Annotated in this window: 25 protein-coding genes; 16 read left to right on the top strand and 9 right to left on the bottom strand. The window is 66.0% G+C overall.

Annotated elements, in window-relative coordinates; translation table 11 throughout:
• Window positions 1-104: 104 nt before the first annotated feature.
• The 3 genes from ACLB1G_RS19245 to ACLB1G_RS19235 all read left to right on the top strand — a co-directional run bounded on the left by ACLB1G_RS19245 (window position 105) and on the right by ACLB1G_RS19235 (window position 2,091).
• Window positions 105-980, top strand: coding sequence for a M90 family metallopeptidase (locus ACLB1G_RS19245; RefSeq protein ID WP_491628923.1), 876 nt, complete (start codon window positions 105-107; stop codon window positions 978-980).
• 72 nt (window positions 981-1,052) lie between these two features.
• The gene (locus tag ACLB1G_RS19240) at window positions 1,053-1,604 is read left to right on the top strand and encodes a hypothetical protein (protein WP_491628847.1); all 552 of its coding nucleotides are present in this window, start codon (window positions 1,053-1,055) and stop codon (window positions 1,602-1,604) included.
• A gap of 130 nt (window positions 1,605-1,734) precedes the next feature.
• A complete protein-coding gene (locus tag ACLB1G_RS19235) occupies window positions 1,735-2,091 on the top strand; it encodes a hypothetical protein (protein ID WP_491628846.1) in 357 nt (118 codons plus the stop codon).
• A gap of 80 nt (window positions 2,092-2,171) precedes the next feature.
• Here the strand turns inward: ACLB1G_RS19235 and ACLB1G_RS19230 are convergent, their stop codons facing one another.
• The 6 genes from ACLB1G_RS19230 to ACLB1G_RS19205 form a co-directional block, all read right to left on the bottom strand.
• On the bottom strand, window positions 2,172-2,570 hold the full coding sequence (locus tag ACLB1G_RS19230; RefSeq protein ID WP_491628845.1) for a TraR/DksA family transcriptional regulator: 399 nt from the start codon (window positions 2,568-2,570) through the stop codon (window positions 2,172-2,174).
• Between the two features lie 47 nt (window positions 2,571-2,617).
• Window positions 2,618-3,067, bottom strand: coding sequence for a hypothetical protein (locus ACLB1G_RS19225; RefSeq protein WP_491628844.1), 450 nt, complete (start codon window positions 3,065-3,067; stop codon window positions 2,618-2,620).
• A gap of 10 nt (window positions 3,068-3,077) precedes the next feature.
• Window positions 3,078-3,908, bottom strand: coding sequence for a hypothetical protein (locus tag ACLB1G_RS19220; protein ID WP_491628843.1), 831 nt, complete (start codon window positions 3,906-3,908; stop codon window positions 3,078-3,080).
• Window positions 3,909-3,970: 62 nt separating this feature from the next.
• Window positions 3,971-4,750 (bottom strand): hydroxypyruvate isomerase, encoded by a 780-nt coding sequence (gene hyi, locus ACLB1G_RS19215; protein WP_491628842.1) that lies wholly within the window; start codon window positions 4,748-4,750, stop codon window positions 3,971-3,973.
• A gap of 144 nt (window positions 4,751-4,894) precedes the next feature.
• Window positions 4,895-6,325 carry a DEAD/DEAH box helicase gene (locus ACLB1G_RS19210; protein ID WP_491628841.1) on the bottom strand — a complete coding sequence of 477 codons (1,431 nt, stop codon included), beginning with the start codon at window positions 6,323-6,325 and terminating at the stop codon, window positions 4,895-4,897.
• Window positions 6,326-6,547: 222 nt separating this feature from the next.
• On the bottom strand, window positions 6,548-7,330 hold the full coding sequence (locus tag ACLB1G_RS19205; protein ID WP_491628922.1) for an inositol monophosphatase family protein: 783 nt from the start codon (window positions 7,328-7,330) through the stop codon (window positions 6,548-6,550).
• Window positions 7,331-7,528: 198 nt separating this feature from the next.
• Between ACLB1G_RS19205 and ACLB1G_RS19200 the strand changes: the two genes are divergently transcribed.
• The 6 genes from ACLB1G_RS19200 to ACLB1G_RS19175 all read left to right on the top strand — a co-directional run bounded on the left by ACLB1G_RS19200 (window position 7,529) and on the right by ACLB1G_RS19175 (window position 15,924).
• A complete protein-coding gene (locus ACLB1G_RS19200) occupies window positions 7,529-8,311 on the top strand; it encodes an RNA methyltransferase (protein WP_491628840.1) in 783 nt (260 codons plus the stop codon).
• Window positions 8,312-8,363: 52 nt separating this feature from the next.
• Window positions 8,364-9,272: an esterase/lipase family protein gene (locus ACLB1G_RS19195; RefSeq protein WP_491628839.1), complete on the top strand. Its 909-nt coding sequence runs from the start codon at window positions 8,364-8,366 to the stop codon at window positions 9,270-9,272.
• Between the two features lie 67 nt (window positions 9,273-9,339).
• On the top strand, window positions 9,340-10,818 hold the full coding sequence (locus ACLB1G_RS19190) for a PAS domain-containing sensor histidine kinase (RefSeq protein WP_491628838.1): 1,479 nt from the start codon (window positions 9,340-9,342) through the stop codon (window positions 10,816-10,818).
• A 36-nt stretch (window positions 10,819-10,854) separates the two neighbouring features.
• Window positions 10,855-14,469, top strand: a complete 3,615-nt coding sequence (locus ACLB1G_RS19185; protein ID WP_491628837.1) for an EAL domain-containing protein — start codon at window positions 10,855-10,857, stop codon at window positions 14,467-14,469.
• 228 nt (window positions 14,470-14,697) lie between these two features.
• Window positions 14,698-15,363, top strand: coding sequence for a TetR/AcrR family transcriptional regulator (locus ACLB1G_RS19180; protein ID WP_491628836.1), 666 nt, complete (start codon window positions 14,698-14,700; stop codon window positions 15,361-15,363).
• Between the two features lie 15 nt (window positions 15,364-15,378).
• Window positions 15,379-15,924 carry an LOG family protein gene (locus ACLB1G_RS19175; RefSeq protein ID WP_491628921.1) on the top strand — a complete coding sequence of 182 codons (546 nt, stop codon included), beginning with the start codon at window positions 15,379-15,381 and terminating at the stop codon, window positions 15,922-15,924.
• Window positions 15,925-16,175: 251 nt separating this feature from the next.
• On the opposite strand, the gene ACLB1G_RS19170 is transcribed toward ACLB1G_RS19175, so the two are convergent.
• Both ACLB1G_RS19170 and ACLB1G_RS19165 read right to left on the bottom strand, forming a co-directional pair.
• Window positions 16,176-16,316 (bottom strand): hypothetical protein, encoded by a 141-nt coding sequence (locus ACLB1G_RS19170; protein ID WP_491628835.1) that lies wholly within the window; start codon window positions 16,314-16,316, stop codon window positions 16,176-16,178.
• A 105-nt stretch (window positions 16,317-16,421) separates the two neighbouring features.
• Window positions 16,422-16,931, bottom strand: coding sequence for a YgjP-like metallopeptidase domain-containing protein (locus tag ACLB1G_RS19165; RefSeq protein ID WP_491628834.1), 510 nt, complete (start codon window positions 16,929-16,931; stop codon window positions 16,422-16,424).
• A gap of 100 nt (window positions 16,932-17,031) precedes the next feature.
• On the opposite strand from ACLB1G_RS19165, the gene modA reads away from it, so the two are divergent.
• From modA to ACLB1G_RS19145, 4 genes are read left to right on the top strand one after another with little or no spacing between them, the layout of a single operon-like run.
• Window positions 17,032-17,781: a molybdate ABC transporter substrate-binding protein gene (gene modA / locus ACLB1G_RS19160; protein ID WP_491628833.1), complete on the top strand. Its 750-nt coding sequence runs from the start codon at window positions 17,032-17,034 to the stop codon at window positions 17,779-17,781.
• Between the two features lie 10 nt (window positions 17,782-17,791).
• Entirely contained in the window at window positions 17,792-18,466 is a 675-nt protein-coding gene (modB, locus tag ACLB1G_RS19155) for a molybdate ABC transporter permease subunit (protein WP_491628832.1), read from the top strand.
• A gap of 3 nt (window positions 18,467-18,469) precedes the next feature.
• Complete coding sequence (locus ACLB1G_RS19150; RefSeq protein ID WP_491628831.1) at window positions 18,470-19,177, top strand: ATP-binding cassette domain-containing protein; 708 nt, start codon at window positions 18,470-18,472, stop codon at window positions 19,175-19,177.
• A 4-nt stretch (window positions 19,178-19,181) separates the two neighbouring features.
• Window positions 19,182-19,988, top strand: a complete 807-nt coding sequence (locus ACLB1G_RS19145) for a TOBE domain-containing protein (protein WP_491628830.1) — start codon at window positions 19,182-19,184, stop codon at window positions 19,986-19,988.
• A 27-nt stretch (window positions 19,989-20,015) separates the two neighbouring features.
• Here ACLB1G_RS19145 and ACLB1G_RS19140 read toward each other — a convergent pair whose 3' ends face one another.
• Window positions 20,016-20,369, bottom strand: coding sequence for a KGG domain-containing protein (locus ACLB1G_RS19140; RefSeq protein ID WP_491628829.1), 354 nt, complete (start codon window positions 20,367-20,369; stop codon window positions 20,016-20,018).
• Between the two features lie 220 nt (window positions 20,370-20,589).
• Here ACLB1G_RS19140 and purU point away from each other — a divergent pair, with 220 nt between their 5' ends.
• From purU to ACLB1G_RS19125, 3 genes are read left to right on the top strand one after another with little or no spacing between them, the layout of a single operon-like run.
• Window positions 20,590-21,459 carry a formyltetrahydrofolate deformylase gene (gene purU / locus ACLB1G_RS19135; RefSeq protein WP_491628828.1) on the top strand — a complete coding sequence of 290 codons (870 nt, stop codon included), beginning with the start codon at window positions 20,590-20,592 and terminating at the stop codon, window positions 21,457-21,459.
• Window positions 21,460-21,474: 15 nt separating this feature from the next.
• Window positions 21,475-22,017, top strand: a complete 543-nt coding sequence (locus ACLB1G_RS19130) for a YaeQ family protein (protein WP_491628827.1) — start codon at window positions 21,475-21,477, stop codon at window positions 22,015-22,017.
• A gap of 22 nt (window positions 22,018-22,039) precedes the next feature.
• Window positions 22,040-22,483 (top strand): copper chaperone PCu(A)C, encoded by a 444-nt coding sequence (locus ACLB1G_RS19125; protein WP_491628826.1) that lies wholly within the window; start codon window positions 22,040-22,042, stop codon window positions 22,481-22,483.
• Window positions 22,484-22,600: the final 117 nt, after the last annotated feature.

Here is a 22,600-nt window from a genome sequence, read left to right as displayed (position 1 = left end):
GGGACACGCGCGCGGCCGGGCCAGTCCCGGCCGTTTGCATTGGGCATTGAAAATCCGCCCGGCCGCCCCACTTGACAGAGACTCAACTTCAGGATGCGGTCATGGTGGACGTGTTGGCTTGGATAGGTTTGACGGCGCTGGGCATCCTGGCGCCCCTGTATAGTCCGCGATGGCGGGTGTGGTGGGCGCTGCGCCGGCCGCTGCCGCCCGAGGCGCAAGCCATACTGGAACGTAATATTCCTGTCTACCGCCGCATGGCGCCCGAATTGCAGCAGCAGCTGCGGCGCATGGTGGTGCAATTCCTGCAGCAGAAAAAATTCATAGGCTGCGACGGGCTGGAAGTTACCGATGAAATGGCCGTCACCATTGCCGGCCTGGCCTGTTTGCTGCTGCTGAATCGTCCCAGCAAGGTGTATCCGGCCCTGCACACCATCCTGCTGTATCCGGGCGCCTTCGTGGCCCAGCGCCAGGACGTGGGCCCGGGCGGCGTGGTGACGCCGTACCGCCACACCATGCTGGGCGAATCCTGGGACGATGGCCGCGTGGTGCTGTCCTGGGACGATGTGCAGCGCGGCGCCGCCAACTGGAGCGACGGCCAGAACGTCGTGCTGCACGAATTTGCCCACCAGCTCGATAGCGAATCGGGCCGCGCCAACGGCGCGCCCTACCTGGGCAGCCCGGCCAGCTACCGCGAGTGGTCCGAGGTGCTGGAGCGCGACTACCAGCAACTGCGGGCGCGCGCCATGTACCGCCAGGAAAGCGTGCTCGATCATTATGGCGCCACCAATCCGGCCGAATTCTTTGCCGTCGCCACCGAGACTTTCTTCGAGAAACCCTATCAGCTGGCGCAATTCCACCCTGAATTGTTCGCGGAATTCAGCAAGTATTACCGGGTCGACCCGCGCCTGTGGATGGATGCGCCGCCGCCACCGCCCCAGACGCCGCCGGCGCCGCCATCGTACGCCTACGTGGGCTGGTAGCGTGCGCCAGCGCACGGAGCCGGGGCGGCGCCGGGCGCAAGCTGTCTCCTGTCCACTCACCAGGAGACCATCATGTCGCAAATCATCGCAGGCCACCTGCAGTTGCAGGATGAGATAGAGGAAGTACGCAGCGATCTGCTGGCGGCCGGCTTTCCGGCCGACCGCATCAGCAGCTTTTATGTCAATCCGCCTGGTCAGCACGATATGTACGAACTGGGCGGCGACCATGACAAATCCCCCGGCGCCAAGGAAAGTGGCGAGGGCCTGGCCCAGGGGGCGGGCACCGGCGCCGCCGTCGGCGCCGTGGTGGGGGCCGCCTCCACGCCGGTGACGGGGCCGCTGGGACCGGTGCTGGGCGGGCTGGTGGGCGCCCACGTAGGCTCGCTGTTCAGCTTTTCCAAATTGAAGGAGGCTGGCGAGCCGGAGGACGGCGGCCATAACCGCCAGCGTCCGCGCAAGGCCGGCATGATGATCGCAGTCTCGGTCGAGAACGCGGCCGAGGAGGAGCGCGTGCTGGGCTTGCTGGAACGGCATGGCGCTTATGACATCGAGCGCGCCCAGGGCGAGATCCGCAACGGCGACTGGCGCGATTTCAATCCCAATTCGCTGCCTCACCCGGCCTGAGGGACTGCCTCCGCCTTCCGTATGAGCTTGTTGCATCCGCGCTGAATTTCCCTTGCAGCGCCGTCACGCGCGAAAGTTAGTTGCTACAATAAAAAATCGCATCAACGAGTATTGATGGGAGGATACGTCAATGACGCACGCATGGCTCACCCTGACCCGTCCCGACGGGCGCGAGGTCACGGCTCCGTCCGAGGACCAGCTGGCGGACACCCTGGCGGAGGTCTACAGCGGCAAGGTGCTTAGCCCGGATGGCGGCCCCGGCAGCGCCGTGCTGCGCTTCGGCTATGACGACGGCTTGATGTACGAAATGGAGGTGTCGAGCGGCGGCGACATCCGCTTTGCCGAATGGTCGGACCGCGACTGCGAGATCGCCCTGGCCAGTCCGCGCCTGATGGAGCGCCAGGGCCAGGATCGGGCGCTGCAGCTGTGGCGCCTGCTGGCGCACCGGCAGGTGGCCAAGATACGCGACCAGGCCTGGATAGACTAGCCTCAATACGACCTTGCCGCTGCCACGCACCGGCGAGCCGCCTTGCTTGCCCCGCTTGTTGCCCCGCTTGGCGCCCGGGCCTAGCGATACTCTTGTTGAAACGACCTCCCTTGGGCGTGTTCCTGCCTGGTCTGGCAGGCAATGCACAAATGCGCTTCGGGCCGCGCCGCCAGCCGCGAATAGCCGATCTCATCCCCGCAATGTACGCATAGCCCGTAGCTGCCATCTCCACACTTGGCCAGCGCCAGGCGCACCCGGGCCAGCTGGCGCGCCGTGTGGGCGGCGGCTTCCTGCGCCAGGGCGTTCATGGTGCGCTGGCTGGCGCGGTCGGCCGGCGAGGCCTCCTGTTCGCGCGGCACATCGGCGGGCAGGCCGGCGCCTGGGCCCGGGTCGTGCGCCAGCTGGCGCCTCAGGGCCGTTTGCGCCGCTTCCAGCGCTGCCTGCAGTTCATCTCTTTGTTGCGTGCTTAATCCATTCATGGTCCGCTCCGTGCTTGCGGAGTTGGACCGGCGCCGCCGCGTTTTGTTCAGGCGGACGGCAGGGCGTCCAGTTGCTGCTTGAGAGTTTCCAGTGGAACCCGCAACCGCTCAGGCTGGCCGGTGGCGACTGCGGCGCCCACCGCCAGCAGGGCGCCGCCCAGATCGGCCAGGGCCTTGACGCGGTCGATGCGGCGGATTTGCTCCCGGGCGCGTGCGGCCAGATGCAGCAGCGCATCCTGTGCCCCGTCCAGCCCGGTGGCGGCCAGCACAGCGGCTTGCAGGTACAGGCTGTTGGCCTGCTGGCGCAGCGCCACCTCGCCATCGAACAGTGAGCGCGCCGCCTGTTCCGTCAGGCCGGGCAGGGCGTCTGCCGGCGTGGCCGGGTGCGGCTTGCGCATGGCGCGCAGCAGGCGCGCGTGGATGTCGTTGGCGCTGGCGGACAGGGCGTCGGCCAGCGCTTCGATCTCGGCCTGGGTGGCGGGAGAGGTGGGATTCATGGCTTTTCTTTCATGGTGTGGTGGCGGCCAGTGCCTGGGGAGGAACCGCGGCCGGGACTGGCTGCGTGGCCAGGCCGGCCAGCAGCGCCTGGTGGGCCTGCGCAATGGCGGCCAGATGCTTGCGCGCCAAGGTCAGGCGCAGTCCGGCCAGCCGGTATTCGGCGGTTTTTTCCTGCAGCCTGGCCTTGCCCAGCGCGGCCAGCAGGCGCTGCTGCGGCTCGGTGTAGGCCAGCGATACTTCCAGCATGCCCAGCACCATGCGGCTTTCGTTGTCGCTGTTCTTGTCGTAGTAACGCAGCAGCACTTGCATCGCGTCCAGCAGCTGCTGCAGCGGCTCGGCGCCCTCGGCCAGCAGGGCTTGCACGCTGCGTGCCTGCCAGGAGCGGGTCAGCCAGCGCGCCAGCAGCCGCGCCAGGCCTGCGTAGGCGTTGACGTGGCGGTCGGACAGGCCGCTGTCCGGCCAGGCCTTGATGGCGCCGGACAGCGACTTGACCTGGTCCTCCAGGTCGAACTGGCTGTCGCCGGCCAGCGCGCCCAGGGCCCGCATGTAGGTGTGCACGGCCTGCTCCACGGCCAGGAAGTCGGGCGCGGCGGCGCGCCGCTGGAGGTCCTGGCGGCGTTCCTCGGCGTCGGCCTCGGGCGACAGGTAGGGCGCGGCGCGCTGGTAGGTGTCGCGGTAGCGCTCGGTCAGGTCGGTGTAGGCGCCCAGCTTGGACGATTGCGCCGCGAACTCGCGCACCTGCCGCATGTGCGGCGTGCTGCTGGCGCAGCCGGCCAGGCAGGCCAGCAGGCCCAGGACGGCGATCAGGCGCATGGCGCTGCTGCTGAGGTGGACTGGCATGGCGGCTCCCGGTGATGGTCCAGGTGGCCATGGTGGCGCGGCCTGCGCGGGCCGCCTTTGCGCTAGCGCAAAAGCACGTCGCGCCAGCCCAGCCCGGCGGCGGTGCCGTCCAGGGGCTGGTATTCGCAGCCTATCCAGCCCTCGTAGCCGAGCTCGTCGATATGGCGCAACAGCCAGCGGTAGTTGATCTCTCCCGTGCCCGGTTCGTGGCGGCCGGGCGTGTCGGCCAGCTGCATGTGGCGTATCAGCGGCAAATGGGCGCGGATGGTGTTGGCCAGCTCGCCTTCCATGCGCTGCATGTGGTAGATGTCGTACTGCAGGAATACATTGGCGCAGCCGCTGGCGGTGATCAGCTCCACGGCCTGGGCGCTGCGGGTCAGGAAATAGCCGGGCATGTCATGGTGGTTGATGGGCTCCAGCAGCAGTTCGATGCCATGCGGCGCGCACAGCGCGCTGGCATAGCGCAAGTTGTCCAGCATGGTCTCCCGTGCGCGCTCCGGCGCCAGGCCGCCCGGCAGCTTGCCGGCCATGCAGTGCAGGCGCGGCACGCCCAGCTCGGTCGCGTATTCGAGCGCCGTGTGCACCCCGGCGCGGAACTCATCGATGCGGCGCGGATCGCAGGCCAGGCCGCGGTCGCCCGCGTTCCAGTCGCCGCAAGGCAGGTTGAACAGCACCAGGCGCAGCTGGTGGCGGCGCAGGCGCTCGGCCAGCTGGTAGGCGCCGTAGGCATAGGGAAACAGGAATTCGACGGCGTCGAAGCCGGCTTCGCGGGCCAGGGCGAAGCGTTCCAGGAAGGGCGCTTCGTTGAACAGCATGGTGAGGTTGGCGGCGAACTTGGGCATGGCGGTTCCGGGGGATACAGGCGGGCTAGGCGCTATGGTAGACCGGACCCGGACGAAAAAAAAGCCCGCGGTGAGCGGGCTGGTGGTGGCGCCGGCAAGCCGGGCCAGGCCCGCATTGCCGTTGCGTGTGGCGGCCGGCCTAGCTTAGCGGCCGCGCCCGCCGGAACGGTGCTGGGCGCCGTTGCCACGGTTCATGCCGGCTGCCGCATTGCCGGCGCCGGGTACGCGCGGCTTGGAACCGCCGCCGTTGCCGCCGCGTCCAGCGCCGTTGCCGCCGGCCGAGGCCGCATTGCCGCCACGGCCACCGCCACCGCCACTGCCGCCAGCGTTGCCGCCACGGCCACGGCCCTGGCCGCCACCGCCGCCGTTGCGGTGGCCGGGGCCGCCGCTGCGCAGCTGGATCGGTTGCGCGCGTGCATTCGGATCCGGTTCGAAACCGGGGATCACGTCGCGCGGCAAGGTCTGCTTGATCAGCTTTTCGATATCCTTGAGCATCTGGTGCTCGTCCACGCACACCAGCGACACGGCTTCGCCGCTGGCGCCGGCGCGGCCGGTGCGGCCGATGCGGTGCACATAGTCTTCCGGCACATTGGGCAGGTCATAGTTGACCACGTGCGGCAGCTGGTCGATGTCGATGCCGCGCGCCGCGATGTCGGTGGCCACCAGCACCTTCAGGGTGCCATCCTTGAACTCGGCCAGGGCACGGGTGCGCGCCGACTGGCTCTTGTTGCCGTGGATGGCCATGGCGCCGATGCCGTCGCCTTCCAGCTGCTCCACCAGCTTGTTGGCGCCGTGCTTGGTGCGGGTGAACACCAGCACCTGGGTCCAGTTGTTGGACTTGATCAGGTGCGCCAGCATGGGGTGCTTCTTGTCGCGGTCCACCGGGTGGATCTTCTGGGCAATGATGTCGGAGGTGGCGTTGCGGCGCGCCACTTCGATCATGGCCGGGTTGTTCAGCAGGCCGTCGGCCAGGGCCTTGATCTCGTCCGAGAAGGTGGCCGAGAACAGCAGGTTCTGGCGCTTGGGCGGCAGGGCCGCCAGCACTTTCTTGATGTCGCGGATGAAGCCCATGTCCAGCATGCGGTCGGCCTCGTCCAGCACCAGGATTTCAATTTTCGACAGGTCGACCGTGCCCTGGGCCATGTGGTCCAGCAGGCGGCCCGGGGTGGCCACCAGGATGTCGACGCCGTGCTTGAGCTGCTTGATCTGCGGGTTGATGCCCACCCCGCCGAAGATCACGGTGGAATTGAGCTTGGTGTACTTGCCATAGATGCGCACGCTTTCCTCGACCTGGGCCGCCAGTTCGCGCGTAGGTGTCAGGATCAGGGCGCGGATGTGGCGCGGCGCCGTGGTGTTGGTCAGCTTGCTGCCGTAGGCGTCGGTCGACAAACGCTGCAGCAGCGGCAGGGTGAAGCCGGCGGTCTTGCCGGTGCCGGTCTGGGCGCCGGCCAGCAGGTCGCCGCCGTTCAGGACGGCAGGGATCGCCTGAGCCTGGATCGGGGTCGGGGCGGTGTAGCCGGTCTCGCTGATGGCGCGGAGCAGGGCGTCGGACAAACCGAGGGTAGTAAAGGACATGGTAACTCTATAGAAGGATCAGCCCGTGCCGGGGTAACGGCGCCAGTCGCAAGGCCATTCGGATTGTTGTTAGCGTGCGGCGGATTGAGGACTGGTCAGACAAGCCGCAGGCGCGAGTATAACACCCAAACTCATCATTTGTTTCGTTGTGGAAATAAAAAAGGGAGCCGCAGCTCCCTAATTTGTAACAAAGTGTCTATTTTCAGCGTGCTACACGATGCCTCAGGCGAACTGCGTCAGCAGGCCCACCATTTGGCCGAAGATCTTTGGGCTGGCGGCAATAATGTCGCCCTTGTACAGGTAGTCGGATTCACCGTTGAATTCGCCGACGATGCCGCCCGCCTCCGTCACCAGCAGCGAGCCGGCCGCGATGTCCCACGGCTTCAGGCCTTTTTCGTAGAAGCCGTCCAGGCGGCCGGCGGCCACGTAGGCCAGGTCCAGGGCGGCGCTGCCCGGGCGGCGCACGCCGTGGCAGCGTTCAGCCATGATGCCGTACATTTTCAGGTATTCGTCCAGGGCCTTGGCGTTGCCGGCCACGTAGCCGGTCGACAGCAGGGCGTTGGCAATGCGGTCCAGTTTGCCGACGCGGATGCGCTTGTCGTTCAGGTAGGCGCCGGCGCCCTTGGTGGCGGTGAACAGGTCGTTGCGCACCGGGTCGTAGATGACGGCCTGCTGCACCACGCCGCGCTGGGCCAGGGCGATCGAGATCGAGTATTGCGGGAAGCCGTGGATGAAGTTGGTGGTGCCGTCCAGCGGATCGATGATCCAGGTGTATTCAGTCTCGTCGTTCAGCTTGGCGGAAGCGCCCGATTCCTCGGCCAGGAAGGCGTGGTCGGGGTAGGCCTTGGACAGCACCTCGATGATGGCCTGCTCGGCCGCCTGGTCCACGTCGGTGACGAAGTCCTTGTGGTTTTTCTCGGTCACGGTGACGCGGTCGAGGTCGAAGGAGGCGCGGTTGATGACCGCAGCGGCGCGGCGGGCGGCTTTGACCGCCGTGTTGATCATGGGATGCATGTGGGCTTTCCGTTAAAAGAACGCCATCACCCGCCGGGGCGCGAACTTCCCGGCGGCATGACGGAGTACAAGAGTGAATTAAAGAGCGGGGCGGCGCCGACAGGGTAAAATCCGGGCTGTGGCGGCTCGGTAGCCGGACGCACAAGCTTGCTTTTACAGTATCGATACCGCGCGATAGCGCTATTTTAAATGAACCTGCCGCAAACCAACACCAATCTTTTCACACGCTTACGATTTATTCTGGTCGAGACCAGCCGCGCCGGCAATGTGGGGGCGGTGGCGCGCGCCATGAAAACCATGGGATTCGGCGAGCTGGTGCTGGTGCAGCCGCGCGCCGAGCAGCCGCTGACGGACCCTGAAGCGGTGGCCTTCGCCAGCGGAGCGCTGGACGTGCTGTCCGGCGCGCGCATCGTCTCCAGCATGGCGGAGGCGCTGGAAGGCGTCAATTTCGCGGCGGCCGTGTCGGCCCGGCTGCGCGAATTCTCGCCGCCGGTGCTGACGCCGCGCCAGCTGGCCGGCCAGCTGGTCGCCCAGCCTGGGCTGCAGGCCGCCCTGATCTTCGGCAATGAACGCTTCGGCCTGCCCAATGAGGTGGTGGAGCAGTGCAATGTGCTGATCAACATCCCGGCCAATCCGGAATATTCTTCCCTGAACCTTTCGCAGGCGGCCCAGGTGCTGGCATACGAGTGCCGCATGGCGGCCCTGGACGGCGGCGCCAGCCCGCGCATCCAGCCCCACACGGGAGAGATCGGCTTCCAGGGCGAGGTCGCCAGCCTGGCCCAGATCGAGGGCATGTACCAGCACCTGGAACAGTCGCTGGTGGAAATCGGCTTCCTGGACGCCGCCAACCCGCGCAAGCTGATGCCGCGCCTGAAGCGCCTGTTTGCCCGCACCCAGCTGGAAACCGAGGAAGTCAACATCCTGCGCGGCATCGCGCGCCAGATGTCGGCCCACGCCAAGCGCAAGCCCTGACGCCTCCCGCCATGGCGCCCTGGATGAGACGACTGCCTGCGAGGGGGAGCGCATGATCAAGCGGCTGCTGTTGCTATTGCTGGCGTTGCAGGCCGGGGCCGCCGCCGCCATTGCTGCCGGCCTGTACGCGGGCGCCGGATGGAGCCTGGCGGCCGCGATGGCGGCGGGGCTGGGCGCGGTGCTGCTGGTGCGCATGCTTGTTTCCGCCAACAATTTCGTGCTGAGCTGGCGCGCGCGCAGTATCGCGCCGCTTGAACACGCGCTCACGCCGGGACGTGCGCTGCACCTGTTCCTGTACGAGTTCCTGTCGTCCATGCTGACGTCCTCGTGGACCATGCTGCATCCCATTGGCCTGCGCCTGCAGCCGGCCGCCAAGGGGCTGCCGGTGCTGCTGCTGCATGGCTATGGCTGCAACAGCGGCTACTGGACCCGGATGAGCGCGCTGCTGGCCGAGGCCGGCATCAGCCATTACGGCCTGGACCTGGAGCCGCCCGGGGCCGGCATCGACGATTTCGTACCCCAGGTCGAGGCCGGCATCGCGTGCCTGTGCGCGGAAACCGGTAGCCAGCAAGTGATCTTGCTGGGCCATAGCATGGGCGGTCTGGTGGCGCGCGCCTACCTGCGCCGCCACGGGCACGCCAGGGTGGCGCGCGTCATCACGCTGGGGTCGCCCCACCATGGCACGGCGCTGGCCCATTTCGGTCCTGGACAAAACGCGGCCCAGATGCGGCCGGGCAGCGCCTGGCTGGGCGCGCTGGGCGCCGCTGAGGCAAATTTGCAACGAAACTTGTTCTGTTCCATTTATTCAGTGCACGATAATATTGTCGCCCCGCAGGACTCCAGCGAGCTGCCCGGCGCCCGCAACCTGCCGCTGGGCGCCATAGGGCACGTGGCGCTGGGACGCCATCCGGAGGCGCTGCGGCGCGCCCTGGCCGAGATCGAAGCGGCCGGGCACCGGTGATTTTGTGTGAAGATTCTTGGGCGCACTTGTTGTATGGTTATCTGACCTAGCCAACACAGGTTTCCCAATGCCGCCAGACTATGCCGCGCTGATACTTAATGAAACGCCCGACGCTGTCATCATCACCACGCCCGACGGCGAGGTGCTGTGCTGGACCAATGGCGCGGCCGCCGTGTTCGGCTACAGCAGCGCCGAGGCCGTGGGCCGCTCCCTGAGTGGCCTGATCGTGCCGCCCGGCCAGCACGAGGCTGAGCTGGGCGTGCTGCATACCACCCTGGAGCAGGGCCAGGCCAGCTACGAGTCGCTGCGGCGCGCCAAGGACGGCGCCCTGGTCTACATCGACAGCACCAGCAAGCTGATACGCGACGAGCATGGCCAGCCGGCCTGTATCCTGTGGAGCAAGAAGGACGTGACCGGCATGCAGGTGCGGCGCGACGCCAAGCTGGCCGAGGCGCGCTTCGGCGACCTGCTGGAATCGAGTCCGGACGCCATCGTCATGGCCAATACTGCAGGGCGGGTGGTGCTGGCCAACAGCCAGGCCGAGTCCCTGTTCGGCTACGACCGCGGCGGCATGCAGGGGCTGGCGCTGGAGGACCTGATGCCGGCCCGGCTGCGCGCCAACCATGCCAACCTGCGCGACGGCTATTTCGCCGAGCCGCGTGCGCGCCCCATGGGCAGCGGGCGGGACTTGTCGGGCTTGCGGCGCGACGGCAGTGAGTTTCCGATTGAAATCAGCCTCAGCCCGATTGCCATGGAAGTGGGCAGCCTGGTGATGAGCGCCATCCGCGACGTCAGCGAGCGGCGCCGTATCGAGCTGGCCCTGCAGGAAAAGAATGTGGAGCTGGGCAAGGCGGTGGCCGCCAAGGACCGCTTCCTGGCCGGCATGTCGCACGAGCTGCGCACCCCGCTGAACGCCATTATCGGCTTCACCGGCACCATGCTGATGAAGCTGCCTGGTCCGCTGACCCCGGAGCAGGAGGGCCAGCTGCGCACCATCCAGGGCAGCGCACGCCATTTGCTGTCGCTGATCAACGACTTGCTGGACCTGACGCAGATCGAGTCTGGCAAGGTCGAGCTGCTGGTCGAGCCGGTTTCGTGCCGCGCCCTGATCGATGAGCTCCTGCGCGTGTTCAAGCCGCAGGCGCGCCAGAAGGGGCTGGCGCTGGAGTACGCCGGCCTGGCGGACGATGTGGTGCTGCAGACAGACAAGCGGGCCGTGCAACAGATCCTGATGAATTTGGTGAATAATGCGATCAAGTTCACCGAGGCCGGCAAAGTCCTGGTGCGCCTGGACCGGCAGCAGGCGCAGGATGGCGGGATGGCGGCCATCAGCGTCAGCGACAGCGGTCCCGGCATCGCACCCGCACAGCGCGGCCAACTGTTCCAGGCGTTCAGCCAGCTGGACGGCATCGCCCATGAACACGCCGGCGCCGGCCTGGGGCTGCACCTGAGCCGCAAGCTGGCCGGCCTGCTGCGCGGCGACATCGTCGTGGAGAGCGAATATGGAAATGGAAGTACCTTTACCCTGGTGTTGCCCCTGGCCTGAGGGCGGGGCACGCGGCCGCATTGTTTTGGAGCGCTCATGTCAGCACGCATCCTGATTATCGAAGACAACGCCACCAACATGGAGTTGATGGTGTACCTGCTGCGCGCCTTCGGCTATACGCCGCTGATGGCCAGCGATGGCGAGGCCGGCGTACTGGCGGCGCGCCGCGAGGCGCCCGAGCTCATCATCTGCGACGTGCACCTGCCCAAGCTGGACGGCTACGGGGTGGTCAAGGCCCTCAAGGCCGACGCCGCCACGCGCCACATCCCGGCCCTGGCGGTGACGGCGCTGGCCATGGTGGGGGACCGCGAACGCCTGCTGGAGGCCGGCTTTGACGGCTATATCGGCAAGCCCATCGAACCGGATTCCTTCGTGACCCAGATCGAGTCTTTTTTGCCGGGGGCGATGTCTCCCCTTGAGCCAAATGACATCGCCACCATCCTGATCGTGGACGACCACGTTCTCAACCGGGAATTCCTGATGACCCTGCTGGGCTATGGCGGCCACCGCCTGCTGGAAGCGGCCAACGGCGCCGAGGGCCTCAAGATCGCGCTGGCCGAGCGGCCCGACCTGGTCATTTCCGACATCCTCATGCCCAACATGGACGGCTATGAGTTCGTCACCCGCATGCACCAGCACGCGGAAACGGCCGAGGTGCCGGTGATCTTCTATACCGCCACCTACCGCGAGCGGGAAGCCATGGCGCTGGCCCAGTCCTGCGGGGTGCGCTGGGTGCTGCCCAAGCCGTCCGATCCGGACGTGATCCTGGCCACCGTGGCCGAGGCCCTGGGGCGCGAGAATACCGAGCTGACCCCGTCCTATACGACGCCGGAGCCGCCCTCGGAAAGCCGCTTCGTCGGCCTGGACAACCAGGTGGCCGGCTTCCTGGGCGAGCTGGAGTCCAGCAGCGAGGTGATTACCCGCATCGCGGCCGACGAGGCCGAGCCGGACAACCTGGCGCAAATGACTGCGCGCCTGTCGCAGTCGCTGTCCAGCCTGCAGGCAGTCAGCCTGCGCCTGACCGCCCTGATCGAGCTGGGCATAGAACTGGGGGCTGAACGCGACCCGGCCGCCCTGATCGACATTGGTTGCCGCGTGGCGCAGAACATCTGCGTGTCCAAATACGCCTTCGTGGGCGTGCTGGAGCCGGGCGCCACCGAGCTCAGCTACTTTGCCAGCTGCGGCGCCAACATGCCGGCTGGCCAGATCGCCGCCGCGCCGCGCACCGGCGTGCTGCGCGGCCTGCTGGAGCAGCGCCAGCCCTGTTTGTTGAACGGCCTGGACGGCGATCCAGCGGTGCTCGGGCTGCCGGCCTCGCACCCGCCCGTGCATTCCTTCCTGGGGGTGCCGATCGCGCTGCGCGAACGCACCCATGGCTGGCTGTACCTGGTTGACAAGCTGGGCGCGGACGGCTTTTCGGAAGTCGACGAGCGTGTCGCCGTCACGGTGGCGGCGCAGATTTCGGTATCCTATGAAAACCTGCTGCTGTACGAGGAAATCAAGCGCCATCACGCCCAGCTGACCCTGGACATGAATGCCCGCATCCGCCTGGACGAAGACTTGCGCCGCTTCCGCCTGGCCATGGACGCCACGGCAGACGCCATCTTCCTGGTGGACCGCGCCGGGCTGTGCTTCGTGGACGTCAACGCCACCGCCTGCCGCATGCTGGGCTACCAGCGCGAGGACTTCCTCAAGGTGGGGCCCAACAAGAGCATGGACGGCGCGCTGAACCGCCTGGAAGACTTGTTCGACAAGCTGCTGGCCGGCGACCAGAGCGGCGCCATGACGGAGCTGATGCTGCAGCGCCACGACGGCAGCCCGCTGGCGGTGGAAGTGCAGCGCCGCACGCTGCGCTCCGGCGCCAACTGGATACTGGTGGCGGTGGCGCGCGATATCACCGAGCGCAAGGAGGCCGAGCAGCGCCTGCTCAAGCTGGCCCACTTCGATACCCTGACCGGGCTGCCCAACCGCAGCCAGTTCTATGAATCGCTCAGCCATTCGCTGCGCCAGGCCAGGGAACACAAGTGGTCGCTGGCGGTGCTGTTCCTGGACATGGACCGCTTCAAGAACATCAACGACACGCTGGGCCACACCATAGGCGACGAACTGCTGCGCCAGTTCTCCAGCCGCCTGGTCGATTGCCTGCGGGTGCGCGATACCATAGGCCGCTTCGGCGGCGACGAGTTCGCCGCCATCCTGATGCTGCCGGAAGGGGCCCAGAACGCCATCGCGGTGGTCGACAAGATACGCGACGCCATGCGCCAGCCGTTCGAGCTCAAGGGGCACGAGGTGACGGTGACGGCCAGCATCGGCATCGCCGTCTTCCCCGACGACGGCGCCGATGCCGATACCCTGATCCAGTACGCCGACACCGCCATGTACCGCGCCAAGGAAGCCGGGCGCGACGCCTACCGCTTCTTCACGGCCGAGATGAACGCCCAGTCTCTGGCGCGCCTGGACCTGGAAAACGCACTGCGGCGCGCCATCGACAACGAGGAGTTCGTGCTGCATTTCCAGCCCAAGGTCAACATCGCCACCGGCCGCATCAGCGGCGCCGAGGCCCTGTTGCGCTGGCGCCGGCCCGGGCACGGCATGGTGTCGCCGGCCCTGTTCATCCCGCTGCTGGAGGAAACCGGGCTGATCGTGCGGGTCGGCTCCTGGGTCATCCAGGAAGCCTGCCGCCGCATCAGCGCCTGGGGCAAGGGCGACGTTGGCGCGGTGCACCTGTCGGTCAACGTGTCCGGCATCCAGTTCTTCGTCGGCGGGCTGGAGGAGGAGGTCATGAAGGCCATCCGCGCGCACGACATCGCGCCCGAGCTGCTGGAGCTGGAGCTGACTGAAAGTTCGCTCATGTCCAACGCCGAGGAAACCATCAGCGTGCTGCACAACCTGAAGGCGCTGGGCATCCAGATCTCGATCGACGACTTCGGCACCGGCTATTCCAGCCTGGCTTACCTGAAGCGCTTCCCGATCGACAAGCTGAAGATAGACATCGCCTTCGTGCGCGAAGTGACCAGCAACCCGGACGACGCCGCCATCGTGCTGGCCATCATCAACATGGCGCACAGTATGCAGCTGGCGGTCATTGCGGAAGGGGTGGAGAAGGAGGCGCAACTGGCCTACCTGAAGCGCCACGGCTGCGACGAGATGCAGGGCTATTACTTCAGCCGTCCGGTGCCGCCCGAGGAGTTCGAGGCGATGCTGCGCGAAGGCCGCTATCTGCAGACCCCGTCCGACGACAGCAAGCCGGCCGAGCAAACCCTCTTGATTGTCGACGACGACGCCTTCATGCTGGACGTGCTGACCGATTTCCTGTCCCAGGACGGCTACCGCATCCTGACCGCCCAGACCGCTGCCGAAGGCTTCGACATCCTGGCGCGGCACCGGGTGCAGGTGATCCTGTGCGACCAGTGCATGCCGCTGATGAGCGGCACCGAGTTCATGGAGCGTGTCAAGAACCTGGCGCCGGACACCTTTCGCATCATGCTGTCGGCCTATGCCGACCTGACGCCCATCATGGCCGCCATCAACCATGGCGCCATCGACCGCTTCTACACCAAGCCGTGGAAGGGAGCGGTGCTGCGCGAGAACATCCAGGAAGGTTTCCGCCTGCACGCCCAGCTCTACGGCGGCAATGCCACCCGCCATTAGGTCGGCGTTGCAGGAACGCCGTGGGGGCGTTGCGGCGCCCCGCCGTGCGACCGCACTGGCATCGGGGCTGCGGTCCAGCCCGCTGTGCACATGGCAGGTTGTGTGCTTTAGAAACCGCGCTCTAGTTTCCGCTTCTATAATATCGGCCACAAAAAAAGCACGATCGGTAGTTTCTTGCGCGCCGTATCGGTGTTATCCTTGCGGGAGTATCAATAAGGTCTCCCTGCCATGCTACAAAAAGCCCCCCGACGCACCCGTGAACGTATCCTGGAGCTTTCGCTGCGCTTGTTCAACGAGTTCGGCGAACCCAACATCACGACCACGGTGATCGCCGAGGAAATGAATATTTCGCCGGGCAACCTGTATTATCATTTTCGCAACAAGGACGACATCGTCAACTCCATCTTCGTCCAGTTCGAGGCCGAGATCGAACGCATGCTGACGGTGCCGGACGGGCGCCGCTCCAACATCGAGGACGTGTGGCTGTACCTGCACCTGATGTTCGAACTGATCTGGCGCTACCGCTTCTTCTACCGCGACCTGAACGACTTGCTGTCCCGCAACCGCAAGCTGGAGCTGCACTTCAAGCAAATCCTGGCGCACAAGATCAAGGTGGCCAAGCAGCTGTGCGAGGACTTGCGCAGCGAACAGTCATTGGAGGCCAGCGACATCGCCATCGACGCCATGGCCACCAACATGGTGGTGGTGGCGACCTACTGGCTGTCCTATGAATACGTGCGCAATCCGCGCAAGTATAGCGAGCAGCAATCGATGGCCGATGCGCTGGCGCGCGGCTGCTACCAGGTGCTGTCGCAGATCGGTCCCTATCTGCGCGGCGAAACCTATGTGCTGTTCCAGAAATTGTCGGAAGAGTACCTGAGAAAGCTCAACTGAAGAAAGCCTGCCGTGATCAAATCCATCTGTGTGTATTGCGGCGCCAATCCCGGCGCCAGCCCGCGCTATGCGGAGCAGGCGCGCGCCCTGGGCCGCGCCATGGCGGAGCAGAACATCAATCTGGTGTACGGCGGCGGCAACGTCGGCCTGATGGGCATCATTGCCGACGAGGTGCTGGCGCAGGGGGGCGAAGTGACGGGCGTGATCCCCACCGCCCTGGTCGAGCGCGAACTGGCGCACCAGGGGCTGACGCGTCTATTCATCGTCAAGGACATGCACGAGCGCAAGGCCATGATGGCCAGCCACGCCGACGCCTTTATTGCCATGCCGGGTGGCATGGGTACGCTGGAGGAATTGTTTGAAATGCTGACCTGGTCGCAGCTGGGCATCCATGCCAAGCCCATCGGCCTGCTGAACGTGGATGGCTTCTACGACAGCCTGGTGGGTTTCATCGGGCACGCCAGCGGACAGGGTTTCATCAAGCCGCACCATGTAGGGCTGATGCGGGTGGAGGCTGAACCGCAAGCCCTGCTGCGGCGCCTGCATGCGCCTGTGGCGTGATGCGGATTTTTTTGCTGCTTGCCGTGTCAAACCGGCGCGCCCTGTGATTTACTAGGGCCTGATTACGCACAACCAGGCGGCAGGCCGGCCGCCCCGGCGCTTTGCCGAAGCGTCATTGAAAGCCGCCCGTTCTGGGCGGTTTTTTTTGTGAAGGTTGGTTCAACATGGGTGTGGCTAGGCGTGGAGCCGAAGACAGTGCGCCTGCACGGCGAGGCGCCACAACGACGCCACGGCCATGTTGAAACGACCTCTTACTGCATGTAGGGGCCGTGGGCGTAAGGCGCACCCATCACCTCCAGCATGCGGCGCAGGATGGCTTTCCACGAACGTTGCTTGGCGGCCTTGCGGGCGGCGGGGGCGGTCAGGTGGGCAGGGGTGGCGACGTAGGACATGGCGTGCTCCTTGAATACTCAGCGTTTCGATGCTTCCCAGTCTAGCCACAGCCTAGATATCACGCCAATCATAAGTTCCGATAATCAACATTTGATCAGTGAATATCACTCCCACAAACGCTGCCCTTCGGTATCCAGCTGGGTCAGGTACAAGCGCAGGTCAAATTCATACTGGTGATAATTGGGCTCCATGTAAGTGCATAACTTATAGAACGCCTTATCGTGCTGCTTTTCCTTGATATGGGCCAGTTCATGCACGGCAATCATGCGCAGCATTTCCAGCGGCACGGTCTTGAACACGGTAGCAATCCGGATCTCGTGCTTGGCCTTGAGTTTCCCGCCCTGCACGCGCGAGATGGCCGTGTGCAGGCCCAGCGCATGGTTGATGACGTGGATCTTGCTGTCGTACCCGACTTTGTTGATGGGCTCGGCGTTGCGCAGGTATTCCGTCTTCAGGTCCTGGACATACTGGTACAGGGCGCGGTCGGTGCGCAGCTCGTGCGCCTTGGGATAGCGCTGGCGCAGGATGGCGCCCAGCTGCCGGCGGTCGATCAGCTGCCGCACTTGCTGCAGGGTTTGCTCAGGATAAGCGCTCAGGTACTTCAGGTCGGACATGGGAGGGCTGAAAATCGGGGAGGTGGGAATGTATCACAGGACGGCCCCGTCTGGCCGGGAACGCTATATAATCAATTTTATTGCGTTCTGGGAGGATAAGATGCGCTCATCCAAACTGGGTGTGGCCGCGCTGCTCGGTGCTGCCGCTTGGGGCTGCCACGCGGCGGAAATCACGGTGTCGGCGGCAGCCAGCCTCACCAATGCTTTCAAGGAAATCGGCGCCGCCTATGAGAAGGAGCATCCGCGCGACAAGGTGCAGTTCAATTTCGCCGCCTCCGACCCGCTGGTGCAGCAGATCAGCAAGGGCGCTCCGGTGGACGTGTTCGCCTCGGCCGACCAGGACGCCATGGACAAGGCCGACAGCCTGAAACTGCTGCAGCCCGGCACCCGCAAGAACTTCGTCAGCAATACCGTGGTGCTGATCACGCCGCTGTCCGGCACGGTGGCGATCAGGGGCGTCAAGGACCTGGCCCAGGCCGGTGTCGCCAGGATCGCTATCGGCAACCCGGCCAGCGTACCGGTCGGCCGCTATACGAAGGAGGCGCTGCAGCAGGCCAGGCTGTGGCAGGCGGTCGAAGCCAAGGCCGTGTATGGCGCCTCGGTGCGCCAGTGCCTGGACTACGTGGCGCGCGGCGAGGCGGAGGCCGGCTTCGTGTACGCCACCGACGCCGCCATCCAGAAGGACAAGGTCAAGGTCGTGGCCACGGTGCCCACGCCCACCCCGGTCAGCTATCCGATCGCCGTGATCGCGGCCGGTCCGCAGGCCGCCGCCGGCCGCCAGTTCGTGGACTTCGTGCTGGCCCCGGCCGGCCAGGCCATCCTGGCCAGGTACGGCTTCAGCAAACCGTAAGGGCGGGAGTATGGATCAGCCGGCGTGGGTGGCGCTGCAACTGTCTCTCAAGGTGGCGTGCTGGGCCACCTTGCTGGATCTGCTGCTCGGGCTGCCGCTGGCCTACCTGCTGGCGCGCGGCCGCTTTCCCGGGCGCGACCTGGCCGATGCGCTGCTGACCCTGCCCATGGTGATGCCGCCCACGGTGCTCGGCTACTACCTGCTGGTGGTGATAGGCCGTGAAGGCCTGATCGGCGCCTGGCTGCGCGCCCAGTTCGGCGTCAACCTGATCTTCACCTGGCAGGCGGCCGTGATCGCGGCGGCCGTGGTGGCCTTTCCGCTGGTGCTCAAGGGCGCGCGCGCCGCGTTTGAGACCGTGGACCGCCAGCTGGAGCAGGCTGCCCGCGTGCTGGGCGTGGGCGGCGCCGGCGTGTTCCTGCGCGTGACCTTGCCGCTGGCATGGCGCGGCGTGCTGGGCGGCGTGCTGCTGGCCTTTGCCCGTTCCATGGGCGAGTTCGGCGCCACCCTGATGGTGGCCGGCAGCATTCCGGGCAAGACCCAGACCTTGTCCATCGCGGTGTACGAGGCCGTGCAGGCGGGCCAGGACGACCATGCCAACCTGCTGGTCATCATCACCTCCGTGACCTGCGCCGCGGTGCTGGTGGCGGCCAACAAGCTGTCGCCGGGCCGCAAGCCGGATGCCTGAACCATGCACATCGACATCGACATCCGCAAAACCCTGCGCTCCGGCAAACGCGTGTTCACGCTGGAGGCCAGGCTCTCTTCCAACAGCCAGCGGGTGGTGATCCATGGCCCCTCCGGCGCCGGCAAGAGCCAGCTGCTGCGCGCCGTGGCCGGGCTGGTGCGGCCCGATGCCGGCCGCATCGTGCTGGCCGGGCGCTGCCTGTACGATGGCGCGCGGCGCGTGGACTTGCCCGCGCGCCGGCGCGAGGTCGGCTATCTGTTCCAGGATTACGCCCTGTTCCCGCATTTGAACGTACGCCAGAATATCGCTTTCGGGCTGCGCCGGGGCTGGTTCAACCCGCCCGCGCGCGTGGACGACGAGCGTGTGGCCTACTGGCTGGAGGCGCTGGAGCTCGGGCAGGTGGCGCACCAGCTGCCGGACCAGTTATCCGGTGGGCAGCGCCAGCGCACCGCGCTGGCCCGCGCCCTGGCGGCCAATCCGCGCGCACTGCTGCTGGACGAACCATTCGCGGCCCTGGATCCGGCCCTGCGCGCGCGCATGCGGCACGAGCTCGATGCGCTGCAGCGCCGCTTGGCCATTCCGATGCTGCTGATCACCCACGATCCGGAGGATGTGCAGGCCTTCGGCGACCATGTGTTGCGCATGGAAGATGGGAAGATCGCCGGCTTGCCCCGACTGGAACGCGTGGAGCGGCATGAAACAGGGAGATAACCCAATGGAGACACGGCAAATGGAAGTGCGCGGCCACGTGTGGCTGACGGTGGATGGTGAAAAATTCGGCGGCCATGACCGCGTGGCCCTGCTGGCGGCAATTGCCGAGCACGGTTCCATCACGGCCGCCGCCAAGGCGGTCGGCATCAGCTACAAGGGCGCCTGGGACGCAGTGGACGCCATGAACAACCTGGCCGGTGTACCGCTGCTGGAGCGCGCGGCCGGCGGCAAGGGCGGGGGCGGCACCCGGCTGACGGCGCGCGGCGCCCGGCTGGTGGAGAATTTCCGCAAGGTGGAGGCTGAGCACCAGCGCTTTGTCGAGCACCTGAGCCGCCAGTCGCAGGCGCTGGCTGACGATTTCTTGCTGATACAGAGGATGAAAATGAAAACCAGCGCCCGCAATGAATTCAGCGGCAAGGTGGTCGAGCTCAGGCGCGGCGCCGTCAACGACGAGGTGGTCCTGGAAATCGTCGGCGGCCAGCGCATCGTGGCCGTGGTCACGCGCGACAGCAGCGACAGCCTGGGCCTGGCCGTGGGCGCCGAAGCCTGCGCCTTGATCAAGGCATCTTCGGTGATGGTGGTGACCGACGCCGGTACGGCGAAATTCTCGGCCCGCAACCAGCTGGCCGGCACCGTCAGCCGCTACCAGGTGGGCGCCGTCAATGCCGAGGTCAGCATTGCCTTGCCCGGTGGCGGTACCATCGCCGCCATCATCACGCGCGAAAGCGGCGACGACCTCGCGCTGCAGGTGGGCGACTCCGCCACGGCCGTGTTCAAGGCGCCTGCCGTGATCATCGCCACACCGGGCTGATCCTGCTTCGGTCCGGCGCCGCGGCAGCTAGGATTCCTGCAGCTTGTTGCCCTGCTTGTTACCGGCCCGGGCTTGCTGCTCGGCCGCCAGGCGGGCCGCGTTGCGTGCCGCCGACTGCCGGCTTTCTCCCCCCTTGCGGCCGATCTCGGCCATGTGTTCGCGGTCGCGGCTCACGGCTTGGCCGCCTTTCTGGCCGGCCAGGCGCGCTTCTTCCGAATCGAACTCATGGGCGGTGCCGCGCTGGTGGGCGGCCTGGCCCCCCTTGCTGGCGATCTGGCGCTGGGTTTCGGCATCCATGGCGGCAAAGCCGCGTTTGCCGCTTTTGGCGGGGGTTTCGGCCTTCTGGCTGTTGCCTTTGCTGGTCTCGCTGGTGTTCGACATCGCATTCTCCTTGGGGGTTACGGTGGGATAGGGGATGAACAACGGCCATGGCGTACTTAGCCATCGGCTTGTTCTGTGTGGTTAGAGAGGCAAGGTTGATGAAAGTTCCAATCGCCGCTCTCAATCTGCAAGTGGCCCGCTGCGGCCCTTTTCCCCCTCCCGGGCCCGGGCGTGCGACAATAGCGGGCTGACCCAACCATCCCTGCTTACTGTTGAATCCATGAGTAACCCCGAGTACATCCTGACCCTGTCTTGCCTGGACCAGCGCGGTATCGTTCATCGCGTCTCGGGCTTCCTGGCTGAGCACGGCTGCAACATCATCGACTCCGCCCAGTTCGGCGACGCCGAATCCCAGCTGTTCTTCATGCGCGTGCATTTCTCGGCCGAGGACGCCGGCGTCTCCGACGCCGCCCTGCGCGCCGCCTTCGCCGTACTGGCGGCCGGCATGCGGCTGGACTGGGAGCTGCGCGACGCCCACTACAAGCCGCGCGTGATGCTGATGGTGTCCAAGATTGGCCACTGCCTGAACGATTTGCTGTTCCGCTACAAGAGCGGCCTGCTGCCGATGGAGATTCCTGCCATCGTGTCCAACCACATGGATTTCTACCAGCTGGCGGCCAGCTACAACATCCCCTTCCACCACCTGCCGCTGGCCACCGGGGCGCCGCTGGAAGCCAAGCTGGCGCAGGAGGCGCGCATCATGGACCTGATGCAGCAGCACCAGGTCGACCTGGTGGTGCTGGCGCGCTACATGCAGATCCTGTCGCCCGGCCTGTGCGAAGCCTTGAAGGGCAAGGCCATCAACATCCACCATTCCTTCCTGCCCAGCTTCAAGGGCGCCAAGCCCTATGCGCAGGCGCACCAGCGCGGCGTCAAGCTGATCGGCGCCACCGCCCACTTCGTCACCGGCGACCTGGACGAAGGCCCCATCATCGAGCAGGATGTCGAGCGGGTCGACCACTCGATGGACGCCGAGACCCTGTCGGCCATCGGCCGCGACGTCGAGTGCGTGGTGCTGGCGCGCGCCGTGAAGTGGTTCGTCGAGCACCGCATTTTGCAGAACGGTTCCAAGACCGTCGTTTTCAAGTAAGAGGTAGAAGTCCCCATGGCCCTGAAGGCAACCATATACAAGGCGGAACTGTCGATCGCGGACATGGACCGCAATTACTACGACACCGCCAACCTGACCCTGGCGCGCCATCCGTCCGAGACCGACGAGCGCATGATGGTGCGCCTGCTGGCCTACGCCATCCACGCCCACGAGCAGCTGACCTTCACCAAGGGCTTGTTCGACGTCGACGAACCCGACCTGTGGCAAATGGACCTGACCGGCGCCATCCAGCTATGGATAGAGGTCGGCCAGCCGGACGAGAAGAAAATCCTGAAGGGGGCCGGGCGCTCCGAGCACGTGGTGGTGTACAGCTACAGCGCCACCAGCCACATCTGGTGGAAGCAGCTGGCCAACAAGGTCGAGCGCTGCAGGAACCTGACCGTGGTCGACCTGCCGGCCGAGGCCACCGAGGCCCTGGGCCGTATGGCCGAGCGCACCATGCAACTGCAATGCACCATACAGGATGGCCAGATCTGGCTTACCAACGGCAGCGAGACGGTGGAGATATCGCGCACCACGCTCAAGTCCGAGGCTTGAGCATTTTTTCCAGGAGGATCACATGAAACAATCAGTCTTGGCCGTGCTGCTGGCGCTGGCCGCCGCCGGCGCCCAGGCCCAGGTCACCGTCAAGGATGCCTGGGTGCGCGCCACCGTGCCGGCCGCCAAATCCGGCGGCGCCTACCTGCAGCTGCAGTCGGCCCGGGACGCGCGCCTGGTCGGCGTGCGCAGCAGCGTGGCCGGCGTGGCCGAACTCCACGAGATGGCCATGGATGGCCAGACCATGAAGATGCGCGCCGTGACCGGCGGCATCGAGCTACCGGCTGGCAAGCCGGTCGACCTGAATGGCGGCTACCACATCATGCTGATGGATCTGAAGCGCCAGCTCAAGGAAGGCGAGACCGTGCCGCTGACCCTGCTGATCGAAGGCAAGGACAAGAGGCAGCAGGCGGTCGAGGTGCAGGCGCAGGTCAAGCCACTGTCCTACAGCGCGCCCAAGCACTAAGCACTCCCGCAAGGCGGCGCGCCAAGGCGGTGCGCCAAGGCGGTGCGCTCCCCGCACTTCCTTTGCGCCAGGCCAAACATGGTGCGCGTCTCAAGCGAATTGAGCCGTGAGGACGGG

This window comes from Duganella kummerowiae, assembly GCF_053572355.1.
The sequence above is the reverse complement of the archived record's forward strand: the minus strand, read 5'-3'. Positions and strand labels throughout refer to the sequence as shown.